The sequence below is a fragment of the Streptomyces sp. NPDC020983 genome, from assembly GCF_044333485.1.
In the GTDB taxonomy this organism is placed as follows: domain Bacteria; phylum Actinomycetota; class Actinomycetes; order Streptomycetales; family Streptomycetaceae; genus Actinacidiphila.
Genome location: NZ_JBIRRA010000010.1, coordinates 100978 through 116476, shown reverse-complemented (window position 1 = coordinate 116476; position 15499 = coordinate 100978). Strand labels below are relative to the sequence as shown.

At 72.0% G+C, this 15499-nt stretch carries 13 protein-coding genes; 2 read left to right on the top strand and 11 right to left on the bottom strand.

Going from position 1 to position 15499, the window contains the following annotated elements:
• Positions 1-32: 32 nt before the first annotated feature.
• The 11 genes from ACH4SE_RS23190 to ACH4SE_RS23140 all read right to left on the bottom strand — a co-directional run bounded on the left by ACH4SE_RS23190 (position 33) and on the right by ACH4SE_RS23140 (position 12243).
• Entirely contained in the window at positions 33-1334 is a 1302-nt protein-coding gene (locus ACH4SE_RS23190; protein ID WP_398545343.1) for an MCE family protein, read from the bottom strand.
• Positions 1334-2473, bottom strand: coding sequence for an MCE family protein (locus tag ACH4SE_RS23185; RefSeq protein ID WP_398545342.1), 1140 nt, complete (start codon positions 2471-2473; stop codon positions 1334-1336). Before ACH4SE_RS23185 ends, ACH4SE_RS23190 begins: the two co-directional genes overlap by 1 nt.
• A complete protein-coding gene (locus tag ACH4SE_RS23180; protein WP_398545341.1) occupies positions 2470-3585 on the bottom strand; it encodes an MCE family protein in 1116 nt (371 codons plus the stop codon). The genes ACH4SE_RS23185 and ACH4SE_RS23180 overlap by 4 nt, the downstream gene beginning before the upstream one ends.
• A complete protein-coding gene (locus tag ACH4SE_RS23175; RefSeq protein WP_398545340.1) occupies positions 3582-4667 on the bottom strand; it encodes an MCE family protein in 1086 nt (361 codons plus the stop codon). The genes ACH4SE_RS23180 and ACH4SE_RS23175 overlap by 4 nt, the downstream gene beginning before the upstream one ends.
• Positions 4664-5695, bottom strand: coding sequence for an MCE family protein (locus ACH4SE_RS23170; protein WP_398545339.1), 1032 nt, complete (start codon positions 5693-5695; stop codon positions 4664-4666). Before ACH4SE_RS23170 ends, ACH4SE_RS23175 begins: the two co-directional genes overlap by 4 nt.
• The gene (locus ACH4SE_RS23165; protein WP_398545338.1) at positions 5692-6972 is read right to left on the bottom strand and encodes an MCE family protein; all 1281 of its coding nucleotides are present in this window, start codon (positions 6970-6972) and stop codon (positions 5692-5694) included. The genes ACH4SE_RS23170 and ACH4SE_RS23165 overlap by 4 nt, the downstream gene beginning before the upstream one ends.
• Complete coding sequence (locus ACH4SE_RS23160) at positions 6969-7784, bottom strand: MlaE family ABC transporter permease (protein ID WP_398545337.1); 816 nt, start codon at positions 7782-7784, stop codon at positions 6969-6971. Before ACH4SE_RS23160 ends, ACH4SE_RS23165 begins: the two co-directional genes overlap by 4 nt.
• A gap of 4 nt (positions 7785-7788) precedes the next feature.
• Positions 7789-8601, bottom strand: a complete 813-nt coding sequence (locus ACH4SE_RS23155) for an MlaE family ABC transporter permease (protein ID WP_398545336.1) — start codon at positions 8599-8601, stop codon at positions 7789-7791.
• Entirely contained in the window at positions 8598-9578 is a 981-nt protein-coding gene (locus ACH4SE_RS23150) for an ABC transporter ATP-binding protein (protein ID WP_398545335.1), read from the bottom strand. The genes ACH4SE_RS23155 and ACH4SE_RS23150 overlap by 4 nt, the downstream gene beginning before the upstream one ends.
• Before the next feature lie 64 nt (positions 9579-9642).
• Complete coding sequence (locus ACH4SE_RS23145) at positions 9643-11358, bottom strand: hypothetical protein (protein WP_398545334.1); 1716 nt, start codon at positions 11356-11358, stop codon at positions 9643-9645.
• Between the two features lie 267 nt (positions 11359-11625).
• Positions 11626-12243: a hypothetical protein gene (locus tag ACH4SE_RS23140; protein WP_398545333.1), complete on the bottom strand. Its 618-nt coding sequence runs from the start codon at positions 12241-12243 to the stop codon at positions 11626-11628.
• Between the two features lie 457 nt (positions 12244-12700).
• Between ACH4SE_RS23140 and ACH4SE_RS23135 the strand changes: the two genes are divergently transcribed.
• Together ACH4SE_RS23135 and ACH4SE_RS23130 are read left to right on the top strand one after the other, a co-directional pair.
• Complete coding sequence (locus ACH4SE_RS23135) at positions 12701-13975, top strand: helix-turn-helix domain-containing protein (RefSeq protein WP_398545332.1); 1275 nt, start codon at positions 12701-12703, stop codon at positions 13973-13975.
• Positions 13976-14257: 282 nt separating this feature from the next.
• Positions 14258-15283, top strand: a complete 1026-nt coding sequence (locus ACH4SE_RS23130) for a LacI family DNA-binding transcriptional regulator (RefSeq protein ID WP_398545331.1) — start codon at positions 14258-14260, stop codon at positions 15281-15283.
• Positions 15284-15499: the final 216 nt, after the last annotated feature.

The window sequence follows — 15499 nt, the reverse complement described above, 5'->3', positions numbered from 1 at the left end:
CTCCGCCGGCTCCGGCTCCTTCTCCCGCTCCGTCATCCCGTCACCCCCAGCAGTCCGGCCATCGTGGTCGGCCCGCCCGCGGGCAGCGCGGGCAGTCCCAGCGCCCCGGGCAGCGGCGGACCGGCCGCCGTCGCGGCGGGCGTGCCCGTGCCGCTCGTCGCCGGGCCCGGCGTCGTGCCCGTCGGCAGCACCGAACCGGGCTCGGCGGGCTCCGGGACGGCGCCGTTCCCCGGCGCGTGCGCGGAGCCGCGGACGTCGATGCCGCTGGAGGCGGGCGCGGTGCAGCGGGCGGCGGTGTTGAAGGCGGTCTTCGGGCTGCTCGTGTCCAGCCCGGGGCGGTAGGCCGTGCCGCCGTAGCCGGAGGTGCAGGGCAGCGGCGAGAAGAAGGTGACGGCCTGCCCGAAGTGCATCCCGCTCGCGTCCACGGCCGTCGACCCGGCGGCGACCACCGCGGGCACGGTCACGAGGTACTCCTCGATACCGCTCTGCCGGGTGACGGCGATGTCGGAGGTGGTGAGCAGGTTGGCGAGTACGACGCTGAGCTGCGGTCCGACGTCCCGCAGCAGCGCGCTGACCTGTGTGGCGGCGTCGGGCGCGGCGGTGATGAGGCGGCGCAGGTCGGCGTCGGAGGTGTTGAGCTGGGCGGCGAGCTGATGGGCGCTGTCCGCGAAGGAGCGGATGGCGTCGCCCTCGTCGGCCTGGGTCCTCAGCACGGTCTGCCCGTCCAGGACGAGCTGCGTGTCGGTGGGCAGATTGGTGTCGGCGGCGTCGATGAACTGCCCGCTGGTGTCCAGCAGCGACTGGAGGTTGTCGGCCTGCCCGTTGAACACGAGCCCGAATTCGTCGACGACGGTGCGCAGCGAGGCCAGCGGCACCGACGCGGCGAGGTCGTTGACGCTGGTGAGCAGGTTGGTGACGGGCGCCGGGATCTCGGCGCGGGCCTGGTCGATACGCGAACCGTCGTGCAGGTAGGGCCCGTTGTCGGTGCTGGGCTGGAGGTCGATGTACTGCTCGCCGACCGCGGACAGGCTCGCGACGACGGCCTTGAGCTGCTGCGGGATGTGCGGCGCGCTCCGTTTGATCCGCAGCTTGGCCTCCACCCCGTCCGAGGTGAGCGAGATGGGCCCGACCCGGCCCACCGACACACCGCGGTAGGTGACGTCGGAGTGTTCGAACAGCCCGCCGGTGGCGGGGAGTTCGACGGTCACGGTGTAGTAGCCGCGCATCCCGACGTAGCGCCCGAGATCGGCGTAGTTGACGCCGAGGTAGCCGAGCACGAGGACGGCGACGAGCAGGAAGGCGATGTTCTTGGCGACGGTGGCCCTGGTGAGCATCAGCGCCCCCTCGTCGTGGTGGTGACCGACGGCAGCGGCAGCGGCAGTTGCGGCTTCGGCCTGGCGGCTCTGCTGCCCGCAGCCGGTTCGGCGGTCGGCGGGTACGTCGGGGGGTAGGAGTTGTCCTTCTCCTCCAGGATCGGGATGAGCGAGGTGCCGGGGGCGGCGGTGAGGTCGAGGTAGACGTTGAGGTAGTCGCCCTTGACGCCGTTGAGCACCTCGTCGGTGAAGGGGTAGGTCAGCATCACCTGGAGGGAGTCGGGCAGGTCCCGGCCGGAGTCGGCGAGCCGCCGCAGGGTGGGCGCGAGGGCCTTGAGGTCGGCGACCATGTCGTCCTTGCTGCGGTTGACGGTGTCGACGGCGACACCGGAGAGGGTGTCGAGGGCCTGGAGCATGGTCACGAGCGAGCCGCGCTGCTCGTCCAGCACCTTCAGCCCGGGGCTGAGCCCGTCCAGCACGGTGCCGATCTTGGTGTCGCGGGCGGCCAGGGTGGCGGAGAGCTGGTTGACCCCGTCGAGGGCGGAGGTGATGTCGGCCTTGTGCGCGTCGAGGTCGCCCACCAGCGTGTCGACCTGGGTGAGCATGTCGCGCACCTGCGGCTCGTTGCCGGTCAGGGCCTTGTTCAGCTCGGTGTTGATGGTCCTGAGCTGCTGCACGCCACCGCCGTTGAGCACCAGCGACAGGGCGCCGAAGACCTCCTCGACCTCGGGGTTGCGGTTGGTGTGCGCGACGGGGATGACCGGGCCGCCGCGCAGCGTGCCGGTGGCGGCCTCGTTCGCGGGCGGCGCGGAGAGCTGGACGTACTTCTCGCCGAGCAGGCTGGACTGCTCCAGGTGCGCGTAGGCGTTGGCGGGGAGCTGGACCTTGCCGTTGACCTTCATCGTCACCAGTGCCGACCAGCCGTCCGGGGCGACCTCGACGGAGGTGACGCGGCCCACGGCGACGTCGTTGACCCGTACCGACGCCTGCGGCACCAGGTCGAGGACGTCCGCGAACCGGGCCCTGACGGTGTAGGGGTGGCTGCCGAGGTCGGCCCCGCCGGGCAGGGGCAGGCTCTGCACCCCGCCGACCGAGCAGCCGGTCAGGGCCAGCCCCAGCAGCGCGGCCGCGGCGCCGCGCGTCGTACGGCGGCGGCTCATCGCGCGGCCCCCTCGGTGGTGGTCGTGCCCGTCGCGGGGAAGGGCAGGGGGAGGCCGGCCGCGGCCGGGGCCGTGGAGCCGGTCTTCGCGGGGGTGGCCCCGGCCAGGCTCAGCTCGTTGATGTCGGTGCGGCCGTCGATGGTGCGGGTGGCCGGGTTGTACGCGGCCAGCAGGTTGTCGGCCGCGAGCGGTGCGGTGTCGAGGAGTTCGGCCAGCGAGGCCCGCTGGTTCACCAGGGTCTGGGTGAGCGGCTGGAGCTGGTCGATGCTGGTCTTCAGGCGGCCGCGGTTGGTGTCGATGAAGCTCTTCACCTGCCCCAGGGCGGTGGCCAGTTGCTGGAGCGCGGCGCCGAGGTCCTGCTTGTCGGCGGCCAGGAAGCCGGTGACGGTGGAGAGCTGGTCGGCGGCGGCCTTCACCTTGCCGTCGTTGTCCTTCAGCATCGTGGTGAAGGACTGGAGGTAGGCCAGCGTCGAGAACAGGTCGTCGCTGTGGCTGTTCAGCGTCTTGGACGCCTGCCCCAGCTGGGTGATGCTGTCGCCGATCGCCTTGCCGTTGCCGTCGAGGTTGTCGGCGCCCACGGTGAGCAGCTCGGACAGCGCGCCGGTGGTGTTGGCGCCGTCCGGCCCGAGGGCGTCGCTGAGCTGCGTGACGCTGGTGTAGAGCTGGTCGATCTCGACGGGCGTCGCGGTGTGCGCGGAGGTGATGACGGCGTGGTCGCGGAGCTGCGGGCCGCCGGTGTACGCGGGTGTGAGCTGCACGTAGCGGTCGGCGACGACGCTGGGCGCGACGATGACGGCCCCGGCGTCCGCGGGCACCCTGACGCCGCTGTCGAGCCGCAGGTCGACCGCGACCTGCTTGCCCTGGGGCCGCACCGCCTCCACCGTGCCGACCTTGACCCCGAGGATGCGGAGGTCGGAGCCCTTGTAGACGCCCACCGTCCGGTCGAACCAGGCGGTGACGTGCTTGCCGTCCGGGCCGCCGAAGGCGACGAAGCCCGCCGTCACGGCCCCCGCGGCGACGACCGCGAGGACGAGCACGGTCGCGATCACCCGCCGGGGCAGCCGCAGGCGCCTCCCCTCCGGCAGCGGCAGCCGCGGGCGCGGGATCCTCATTTCGCTCCTCCCGTCGCCTTGGGCGGGATGCAGCCGCCCGCGGGCGGCTGTGTGCCGGCCGGCAGGTAGCTGTCGGGCAGCAGCCCGCACAGGTAGTTGTCGAACCAGCGCCCGTTGCCGAGGGTGTTGCCGATGAGCCGGTAGTAGGGACCGGCCAGCGCGAGGGCCTGGTCGAGGCTGGTCTGGTTGGTGAGCAGCACGCCCGTGACCCGGTCCAGCGCGTCGAGGGTGGGGCCGAGCTGCTTGTTGTTGTCGGCGACCAGACCGCTGAGCTGGGTGCTCAGGTCCTGGGTGCCGGTGAGCAGGTCGTGGATGGCGCCGCGCCGCTTCTCGATCTCGCCGAGCAGCAGGTTGCCGTCCGAGATGAGGGACTGGAAGTGCCCGTTCTGGTCGGAGAGCGTCCGGGTGAGCTGCTTGCTGCCGGTGAGCAGCTGGGCGAGCTGGGCGTCCCGGCTGGAGATCGTCTGCGACAGCGCGGACAGGCCGGTGGCGGCGCTGTGCACGGAGCCGGGGGTGTCCTTGAAGGTGTCGGAGATCGTCTGGAAGCTGGTCGCGAGCTGCTGGGTGTCGATGGCCCCGAGCGTCCTGCCGAGCCCGTCGAAGGCCTGCGTGACGTCGTACGGGGAGGTGGTGCGGCTCCTCGGGATGCGCTGGTGCGGATCCTGCTTCCGGCTGCCGAGCGGGTCGACGGCGAGGTACTTCTCGCCCAGCAGCGTCTTGATGCCGATGGCGGCGGTGCTGGCGTCGCCGATCCAGGTGTGCCGGACCTTGAAGGTGACCTTGACCGTGTAGGCGGTGGATCCGTCCAGCGAGACCCCGGTGACCTTGCCGACCTTGACGCCCGCGACGCGTACCTCGTTGCCCGGGCGCAGCCCGGCGGCCTCGCTGAAGTCGGCGGAGTAGCTGGTGCCGCCGCCGAGGTAGGGCAGCGCGTCGGCGTTGTAGGCCAGCAGCCCGACGAGCGCGAGCACGAGCAGGCCGACCGCCCCCACGGCGGCCGGGTTGCGGTCGCGCAGCGGCGTGAAGAGCGGCCGGCCGCGGTCGGCGCGGGCCCGGCGGAGCCTGAGTCGCGGGCGGTTCATGACCGGCACCTCGCTTCGCTGATCGCTATCCCGGTCGGCGGGGTGCTGCCGTCCGTGGTGGTCGCGCCGTGCAGCGTGGCCTGGCACAGGTAGAGGTTGAGCCAGGAGCCGTACGAGGCGGCGCGGCCGAGGGCCTGGAACTTCTTCGGGGCGTTGGTCAGGAAGGTCTGGATCTGCGGGGTGGCGTCACCGAGGGTGGACGACAGCCGGCCGAGCTGGCCGATGGACTCCTTGAGCGGCGCGCGGCCCTGTGTGAGCAGCCCGGCGGTGCTGGTGGTGAGCTGCGAGATCGCGGTGATGGACTGGCCGATCGGTTCGCGGTCGCCGGAGAAGCCGGTGACGAGCTGCTGGAGGGTGTCGACGAGGTCGTTGAAACCGGCCTCGCGGGTGTTGACGGTGGTCAGCACGGTGTTGAGGTTGTCGATGACCTGGCCGATCACCTGGTCCTTGGCGGCCAGCGTGGTCGTCAGCGAGCCGATGGAGCCGATGAGCGAGTCGACGGTGCCGCCCTCGCCCTGGAGGACCTGGACGATCTCGCCGGAGAGCTGGTTGACCTCGGGCGGCGACAGTCCCTCGAACAGCGGCTGGAAGCCGGCGAAGAGCTGGGTGAGGTCGAGCGCCGGGGTGGTGTGGTCCAGCTGCACGGTCCCGCCCGGCTCCAGCGTCTCGCCGACCGGGCCGGTGCCCTGGGCGAGGTCGACGTAGCGCTGGCCGACGAGGTTGAGGTACTTGATCGTCAGCGTCGCGGACCTGGGCAGCGTCCGCTCGCGCTGCACCGAGAAGTGCACCTTGGCGAGGTTGTGCCGGTAGACCGACACCGAGTCGACGGTCCCGACCTTGACGCCCGCGATCCGCACGCTGTCGCCGGACGTCAGCCCGGTGGTGTCGGTGAACAGGGCGTTGTAGCCGTACGTGTCGCCGACGCCCGCGCCCGCGATGCTGATCGCGAGGACGGCGGTGGCCAGCGAGGTGACCAGGATGAAGATCAGCGACTTGACGATCGGCCCGGTCAGGCTGCGGCGCTTCACCGGACGGTCACCTCCGCTCCGCGGAACACCGGCCCGGTCAGCAGGCTGCTCCAGTCCGGAAGCGCGCCCGGGGCGGTCTGCGTGCCCGGCGCGAGCAGTTCGTTGATCAGCTCGTTCTCCTGCGGGGAGTTGGCCAGCGGGGTGGTCCCCCTGCCGCCGGTGTACGGGACGGCGTAGCACTCCGGGCCGCCGCTCTTGCCGTAGACCGGGGTGTCCCTGCCCGGCAGGTACTTGCCGCGGGAGGCCACGGTCGTGAGGTTCACGTGCAGGCCGGGCTCCTTGGTGCCCTTGCCGAGCGCCTTGTCCATGACGGGAACGAAGTCGGCGAGGGTGCGGAAGGTGCACGGGAAGGACGGGGAGTACTTCGCCAGCAGGTTCAGGGTGCCGCGGCTGTCGGCCGCGAGCCGGATGATGTTGGGGCTGTTCTGCTGGAGGTAGGTCGTGACGTCCTGGGCGGTGCCGGTGGTGGTGCCGTACAGGGTGTCGAGGTTGGCGCGCTCGGCCGCGATGGTGCTGCTGGTGCGCGTGAAGTCGGTGAGTGCCTGCACGAGGTCCGGGGCCGCGTCGTCGTAGACGTGGCTGACGGTGACGAGCTGCTTGATGTCGTCGGTGAGCGCGGGCAGTTCGGGGTTGAGCCGGCGCAGGTAGCCGTCGAGCTGGACGAGGGTGCTGCCGAGCTGGGCGCCGCGGCCGTCCAGGGCGGTGGCCACGGCGTTCAGGGTCGCGGCGAGCTTCTGCGGCTGCACCGCGGTGAGCAGCGGCAGGACGTTGTCCAGCACCTGCTGGAGCTCGACGGCGTCCTTCGAGCGGTCCTGCGCGATGGTGCTGCTCGGCTGGAGGGTGGGCCCTCCGGCGCCGGCGTCCTCGGGCGGAACGAGCGCGACGTAGCGGGCGCCGAAGAGGGTGGTGGGCAGCATCTGGGCGGTGACCCCGGCGGGGATGCGGCGCAGCTGGTCGCGGTCGATGGCGAGGGTGAGCCGGGCGCCCCGGCCGTCGGCGTGGATGGAGCTGACACGGCCGACGACGACACCGCGGACCTTGACGTCGGCGCCGGGGTGCATCTCGTTGCCGACGCTGCCGGTCATGACGGTGACGGTCGCGTCGTCGCTGAAGTCCTTGTCGTAGACGGCGACGGCCAGCCACGCCAGCAGCGCGGGCACGAGCAGGAAGACGATCCCGGCGGTGCGGCGCCCGGCCCTGCCGGGTCCGCTCCGGCGGCGGGCCGCCGCGGGCGGCGGGGGCACGGGGGCGGGGGAACGGGTCTCGGTGGCGGTCATCCGGCCACCCGCACCGTGGTGGTGGCGCCCCACAGCGCCAGCGACAGGAAGAAGTCGGTCACCGCGATGATGACGATGGCGTTGCGCACCGACCGGCCGACCGCGATGCCGACCCCGGCGGGCCCGCCCGTGGCGGTGTAGCCGTAGTAGCAGTGCGCGAGGATCACGATGACGCTGAAGATGAGCACCTTCAGGGTCGACAGCAGCACGTCGGTGGGCGACAGGAAGATGCCGAAGTAGTGGTCGTAGGTGCCCGGCGACTGGCCGTTGAAGAAGACGGTCACCGCGCGGGAGGCCGCGTAGGAGCTGAGCAGCCCGACACCGTACAGCGGCACGATCGCGACGACGCCGGCGATGATGCGGGTGCTCACCAGGTACGGCATGGAGCGGATGCCCATGCCCTCCAGGGCGTCGACCTCCTCGTTGATCCGCATCGCGCCGAGCTGGGCGGTGAAGCCGGCGCCCACGGTCGCGGACAGCGCGAGTCCGGCGACGAGCGGGGCGATCTCCCGGGTGTTGAAGTAGGCGGAGATGAAGCCGGTGAAGGCGGCGGTGCCGAGCTGGTTCATCGCCGCGTAGCCCTGGAGGCCGACGACGGTGCCGGTGGCCAGCGTCATGCCGATCATCACGCCCACGGTGCCGCCGATGACACCGAGCCCGCCGCTGCCGAAGGCGACCTCGGCGAGCAGCCGCTGCACCTCCTTGAGGTAGCGGCGCAGGGTGCGCGGGATCCACAGCACCGCGCGGACGTGGAAGACGAAGTGGTCGCCGGTCTCGTCCAGCCAGCGCAGGGAGCGGTCCAGGAGTGCCATCGGCTCAGGCCCCCTTCTGCGGCACGAGCTGGAGGTAGATCGCCGTCAGCACCACGTTGACGACGAACAGCAGCAGGAAGGTGATGACCACCGACTGGTTGACGGCGTCGCCGACACCCTTGGGCCCGCCCCGGGGGTGCAGGCCCCGGTAGGCGGCGACGATGCCGGCGATGAAGCCGAAGACCAGCGCCTTGATCTCGCTGATGTAGAGGTCGGGCAGCTGGGCGAGCGAGGAGAAGCTCGACAGGTACGCGCCCGGGGTGCCGTGCTGGACGACGACGTTGAAGAAGTAGCCGCCGGCCGTGCCGACCACCGACACCAGGCCGTTGAGCAGCACCGCGACGAGCATCGTGGCGAGCACCCGCGGCACGATCAGCCGCTGCACCGGCGAGACGCCCATGACCTCCATGGCGTCCAGCTCCTCGCGGATCTTGCGTGAGCCGAGGTCCGCGCAGATCGCGCTGCCGCCCGCGCCCGCGATGAGCAGCGCCACGATGAGCGGGCTGGCCTGCTGGATCACCGCGAGGACACTCGCGCCGCCGGTGAAGGACTGCGCGCCGAGCTGCTGGGTGAGCGAGCCCACCTGGAGCGCGATGACGGCGCCGAACGGGATCGACACCAGCGCGGCGGGCAGGATCGTCACGCTCGCCACGAACCAGAACTGCTCGATCAGCTCACGGACCTGGAAGGGCCGCCGGAAGGTGTCCCGGACCGTGGTGGCGGCCAGCGTCATGAGCTGGCCGGTCTGCCGCAGCGCCCCCGTGCCGGGGAAGGGCCGGCGCTCGGCCGGCTCGCGCAGCCGCACCGGTGCGCTCATGCCGGCTCCCCCTGCACCGGTGCCAGGCCCGCCTGCACGGCGGCGCGGGCCGCGGCCGGCAGCTGGTCCCACATCGCCAGCACCCGCGCCCGGCGCCGCTGCACGGCCTGCCGCGGCGGCAGCCCGGGGCTCGGCTCCAGCTGCGGTGCGAGCGCGCCCGGCGCGGGCGGCAGCGCGCCGCCGCCGGACTGCTCCAGCGCGAGGGTCGCCTCGTCCTTCTCCTCCGCCATGCCGATGGGGCCCTCCCGGCGGCCGCTGAGGAACTGCCGTACGACCGGCGTGTCGCTGGTCAGCAGCAGTTCGCGGGGCCCGAACGCGACGAGTTCGCGGCGGAAGAGCATGCCCATGTTGTCCGGCACGGTCGCGGCGATGTCGAGGTTGTGGGTGACGATCAGCATCGTCGCGTCGATCTGCGCGTTGAGGTCGATGAGCAGCTGCGAGATGTACGAGGTGCGCACCGGGTCGAGGCCGGAGTCGGGCTCGTCGCACAGGATGATCTGCGGGTCCAGGACGAGTGCGCGGGCGAGCCCGGCGCGCTTGCGCATACCGCCGGAGATCTCGCCGGGCAGCTTGCCCTCGGCGCCGACCAGGCCGACCATGTCCATCCGCTCCATGACGATGCGGCGGATCTCCGACTCCTTCTTGCGGGTGTGCTCGCGCAAGGGGAAGGCGATGTTGTCGAACAGGTTCATGGAGCCGAAGAGGGCGCCGTCCTGGAACATCAGGCCGAAGAGCCGGCGGGTCGCGTAGATGTCCCGCTCGGGCCCGTTGACCATGTCCACGCCGTTGACGAGGACGCGGCCGCGCTCGGGTTTGAGCAGGCCGATCACGGACTTGAGGAAGACGGTCTTGCCGGTGCCGGACGGTCCCAGCATCACGCTGACCTCGCCGGGCGGCAGGGTGAGCGTCACGTCCTGCCAGACGGTCTGCTTGCCGAAGGACTTGGTGAGGCCCTCGACGGTCACTTCGATTCCCATGGCACCGCTTTCCTCCAATGGCTCAGCGGCAGGACGTCGGGTACGGATGGCATGTCGGGGCCGCTCAGCGGTGCGGCGGCGTCGGGTACTGGATCTCCGGCGTGCAGTTCATGTTGTCGGCGCTGGGGATGCACAGCGGGCCCTGGATGAAGTTGAGGGAGTTGTCGGGCCCGGAGATCGACGCGGTGAGGAGGGCGTCGACGTCGTCCCCGTGCGCGCTGCAGCCGGTGAACGGCGGGATGGTGAGCTGGTCCTGGTGGAGCGGGCCGCCGATGATCTCGTTGTAGTCCGACGGCCGGGTGGTGCCGTCGTGGCCCATGTAGGTGTAGTCGGTGCCGACGAGGTTGAGCTCCAGGGGCCTGACGGTGTGGCAGTTCGGCCCGACGTCCAGCGTCCTGCCGTTGACCTTGATGTCGCTCAGCCGCAGGTCCAGCCGGCCGTGGACGTAGGTGTAGGTGATGTACTGGTCGCCGCTGCCGCCGGCGATGATCAGGGTCAGCGGGGCGAGCTGGGTCAGCGTCATCACGGCCGTGGTGGGCATGAACCCGAAGGTCAGAAAGGTGGACCTGGCGGGAGGTATGGCCAGCTCGACCACGCTGTCCAGCTCCAGGAAGGTCGACCCGTCGTCGGGGTCGTAGGAGAACCAGGTGCCGACCTGGGTGACGGCGGTGATCGCTGGGTGGTCGTCGAGCCCGTTGACGGTGGCCGCGCCCTTGAGCTTGCCGACGTTGGACAGCCCGGTCAGGAACGTGCACTCCGGCTGCCGGTACTCCGGCGGGAGCACGTTGTGCATCGCCCCCTCCGGGCGGGGGAAGGCGTCCAGGATCGCCTGGTCCGGTTCACCGGTCGGCGGTGGGGGGCAGTCCGAGACGCCGGAGTGCGGGGGTGCGGCCACCTCGAGGGTGCCCTTGCGGGTGACGGCCGCCGATCTCCCGGGGGTGGCCGGGGCGGCGGCGGTCCCCGACGCCGGGTCCAGTGCCGCCGGGCCGGTGCCGGAGTGCCCGGACCCCGGCCGGGTGGCCACACCGACCTCGCCGAGCAGGGTGTCCTGGCCGTCCTTCGGGGTGCAGGCGGCGGTCACCGCGGCGGCGACCGTGCCCGCGGCCGGGGGGACGGGGGAGCCGGTGTCCGCGGGCGAGGCCGCGGTCGCGTCCGCCGCCGCCCCCGAGCCGGTGGCGTCCGGCGTGGAGCCGGTGGCGTCCGGCGCGGAGCCCGCGGACGGGGCGGTGGGGGCGGCCAGGGCGTCGACCGCCAGGTCGAGCCGCGCGGCGTCGAACCGCACGGTGCCCGGGGCGGTGGCGGTGACGTCGGTGGCGTCGCCGGTGAACGTGAGGTCCAGGCCGTCGCCGGCCGGTGCGGCGGCCGCCCGCAGGCCGGCCCACACCGCGTCGGCGGCCGACGAGCCCTGCGTGACGCGGGCGGTGAGCGACGCGGTGGCGGTGGCCGAGGTGGTTCCGGCCGGCAGGACCGCTCCGGCGGCGTCCTTGCCGAGGGCCACCTCGACGGTCAGCGCGCCGGGCCGGAAGCGCTCGCCGGCCACGGCACCCGCCGGGTACGCCTGCTGGACGGTGACGGTGGCGTCCTCCGTCACGGTGGCCGTGCCGTCGCCGTCTCCGCCGTCCTTGCCCCCGGTGCCGAACGCGCAGCTGTAGGAGATCTCGACGGCGCCCTCGGGTCCGGAGGCCGCGGAGGGGGTACCGGGAAGCATCCCGGCCAGCACGGCGACCGACGCGGTGGCGGCCGTCAGCACCACCCGGCGCGGGTTCACGGCACCTCGCATCAACGGACTCCTCTGCCTGGCGCGTCGGCGACGCACGGACATTACGGGCGGGTAATAAGGCCGTACAAGTGATCGACGCGGGCGAATTCGGCGGACCCGCGCGCGGGCTGATTTCTTGTCAACCGATGACAAAGCGGAATCCCGTTCTTGTCACCGGACGAGTACGCCCGCGGCTCTCCCGGAGGACAGCGAGCCCCGGCGGCAGCGGTGCCCGCCGGGGCTCGGTGCAGACGGTGCGGGATGGGCGGCGCGGAGACGCGCCGGGCATCAGCTCGCGGTGACCTGGAGGGCCGGGGTGGTGACGTAGTTCGCCGTGTAGGTGACCGAGTCGCCGTTGTTGATCAGCCCGAGGCACAGGCCGCTGACACCGGAGACGGTCAGGTTGCCGGCGTTGATCGCCAGCGTGTGGGTGCCGTTGGTGTAGGTGCCGGTGACCGTGCCGGACACGGTGGCGGCGCACGCACCGGACAGCTTCGCGTTGACGCCGGTGATGTTGCCGGCGGTCACGCCCGAGGCGTTGGTGACGTCGGTGGCGTTGAGCGCCCACGGGAGCGCGCTGGCCGTCACGGAGAACGGGATGCCGGAGATGGAGCACGACGTCCACGTCAGGGACGACAGCGAGGCCGCCTGGTTGCCGGAGTGGGTACCGTTCAGGGCGGTGCCCTTCGCCCCGGCGGAGGAGCAGGTGAGCGTCACGCCGGTGTTGTTGTCCTTCAGCTTCGGGCTGGATGCGGTGGCGGTGAAGGAGCCGTCGGCGTTGCTCCCGCTGATCGTCACCGAGGTGGGGGTGACAGCGGAGGCCGGGCCGGCCGCCAGGCCGATCGCGGCGACGATCGCGGCACCCGTCGCCGCCGTACCCGTGAACGCCTTGGTGAGCTTGCGCATGGGCTGATTCCTTTCGTGAAACCGAGGAGTTCGACGTACCTGATTAACCGAGACCGCACACCTCGCGGGCATCATCACCGCACGTCGGGGGCGGAAATCGGCTGCGACTGCAACCTGGAACGCGGGGCACCGATTCCCTCGGGGTGCCCTTGCAGAGCTGGACGTTACGTACGGGTAACCGGAGGGCGCAACAATCCCGTCCAAGATTCCTTCCGGAACCTTACCGTCGGGTAATTTTCTGTCACCGGGGCAACATCACCCCAGCCGTTTTTGTCGGGAAGTGAGCGTTTTCCCGGCCCCCGCCCACCGCCCCGCTCCCCCGCCCCGCCGGGGCCCCGCGCCCGGCGCCCGCACGGCCGACAACGTTTACGCATCCGCGGGGCTGCGCAGCGTGAACATTTAGTCTATGTTGCAGCGAGGCCACCGACGCGAAGAGGCGGTACGGAGGGGGAGGCTCATGTCCGTCATGCGGCAGGTCCCGGATCAGGGGGAGATCACGGGTCCCATACCCCGGGAGTTCGCCGCCATCATGCGCCCGGAACTGCCGGGCTTATTGAAAGAGATGGCTGCTGAAATCGTCGCGGCGATCCCCGAATACGGGCATCTCCTGGAAGGCCCCAACAGCAGGGTGATCCGCTTCGGGATCGAGCAGAGCATCGCCAGTTTCGTGGACCGGGTGGCCGCCCCCACCGCCACCACCGCGCAGCGCGACGACCTGTGCCGGCGGTTCGGCCGCTACGAGGCGTACGAGGGGCGCAGCCTGGACAACCTCCAGGCCGCCTACCGCATCGGCTGCCAGGTCGCGCTGCGCCGGGTCCGGGCCGTCAGCCGCCGCTACAACCTGTCGGCGGCCTTCATGCTCACCTTCGCCGACGCGCTCTTCGCCTACATGGGCGACCTGGCCGAACTCTCCCGCGAAGGCTACGTCCAGGCGCTCGCCGAACTGGGCGAGGAGCCCGACAACCGCCGCCGCCGATTACTCCGCCGCATCCTCGGCGGCACCGCCGTGGCGCGCAGCGCACTCGCCGAACTCGCCGAGCACTGCGGCTGGAAGCTGCCGGACGAGGTGACCATGGTGGCCGTCGCGCCGGGCACCCACCCCCGGCGCCAGGCCCTGGACCCGGACATGCTCCAGGACTTCGCCGACCCCGAGCCGCACCTGCTCGTGCCGGGGCCGCTGACCGAGGCCCGGCGCGCATGCCTCGACGACGCGCTCGGCGGCTGCCGGGCCGCGGTCGGCCTGACCACCGGACTCGGCGAGGCGGCGGACTCCCTGCGCTGGGCCCGGCAGACACTGTCCCTCGCCGGGACGGGGGCCCTGAAGGGCGGCCCGCTGCTGCTGAGCGAGGACCACCTGCTGGATCTGTGGCTGCTGGGCGACCCGGCACTGGCCGACCAGATGGCCGCCCGCTTCCTGGCCCCGCTCTCCGCGCTGACGCCGACGCAGCAGGCGCGGCTGGTCGACACCCTGCGGATCTGGCTGACCACGCGCGGGACGGCCGCGCAGATCGCCGAGCAGCTCGACGTCCACCCGCAGACCGTGCGCTACCGGATGCGCATCCTGGAGCGGGCCTTCGGCGAGCAGCTCACGCGTCCCGACGAGCGCTTCGCCACCGAGATCGCCCTGCGCGCCCTGCACCTGCGCGACGGCAGCCCCGCCGCGGCCCCCGCCGCCCCCGCTGCCGCCCGCCGCCGCCCGCCGGCCAGGCCCCGGACCGCGAAGCAGCGCTGAGCCCGCCCACCGCGCCGCCGGGAGCACCCGCGCCGCCGGGACCGCCCGCACCGGCGCGGCCGGCCGCGCCAGCCGCCCCTGCGGGGCGTGCGAACTGCGCGTCATCCCCCACCGGCTTCCGGCGCCTGCGCACCGGGGACCCGTACGGCGTGCGGCAACCCCAGGAGCACGCGTATCTGACGCAGCAATATGTCGACCGGCTTCCGCAAAATTCGGATGACTTGCAGAGAATCCGCAAAATCACCGCAAGAAACTTGCGCCACCTGTACTAGAATCGACGCCATGACACGACGACTTGCCGAGGTGGCAAAGAAGGTCGGAGTGAGCGAGGCCACCGTCAGCAGGGTGCTGAACGGGAAACCGGGCGTCTCCGACGCGACCCGGGCCGCGGTCCTCACCGCTCTCGACGTGCTCGGTTACGAACGGCCCACCCAGCTGCGCGGGGAACGCGCCCGGCTGGTCGGCATGGTCATGCCCGAGCTGCAGAACCCGATCTTCCCCGCCTTCGCGGAGGTGGTCGGCGGCGCGCTGGCACAGCAGGGCTTCACCCCGGTGCTCTGCACCCAGACCGCGGGCGGCGTCTCGGAGGCCGATTACGTGGAGCTGCTGCTCCAGCAGCACGTGTCCGGGGTGGTCTTCTTCGGCGGGCTCTACGCCCAGGCCGAGTCGCCGCACGACCACTACGCACGCCTCGCCGAACGCAACCTGCCCACCGTGCTGATGAACGCGGCGATCGACCATCTCGACTTCCCGCGCGTCTCCTGCGACGACGCCGTGGCGGTCGAGCAGGCGATGAACCACCTGATGTCGCTGGGCCACCAGCGCATCGCGCTCGTGCTGGGCCCGCCCGACCACGTGCCGTCGCGCCGCAAGCTCGCCGCGGCGCGCCGGGTGGACCCGTCGGTCACCGTGGAGCACGCGCTCTTCACGCTGGAAGGCGGCCAGGCGGCGGCGAGCCGGCTGCTGGCGCGCGGCATCACGGCCTTCATCTGCGCCTCCGACCTGCTGGCCCTCGGCACGATAAGGGCCGCCCGGCGGCGCAGGCTGTCGGTGCCCGAGGACGTGTCGGTGATCGGCTACGACGACTCCTCGCTGATGAACTGCACCGAGCCGCCGCTGACCACCGTGCGGCAGCCCATCGAGGCGATGGGCCGGGCCGCGGTGGACCTGCTGGCCGGCGAGATCAGCGGCGCCTCTGTCGACCACGACGAGCTGTTCTTCGAGCCGGAGCTGGTGGTGCGCGGTTCCACCGGACCGGCCCCGCACTCCGCCCGCATCCCGCACCCGGAGGCGCGCACCACCGCGTAACCGCCGGTCACCGCGGGGTCCCGCAGGATCTCCCCAGGTCTCCCCCCGGCCTCCCCAGGGCTTTCCCGGCCCTTTCCCCGGCGCTTCGCCGGGCGTTCGCAGGGCTGAGCGCGCACTTCCGCGCACCGGTTGCCGGTGCGCGGCGGGTGCGCGCTCCGTCGTCTGCGCAGCGTGACCCGCTCACCAGGCGTCGTAACCAAGTCGTGTCTTTGCGAA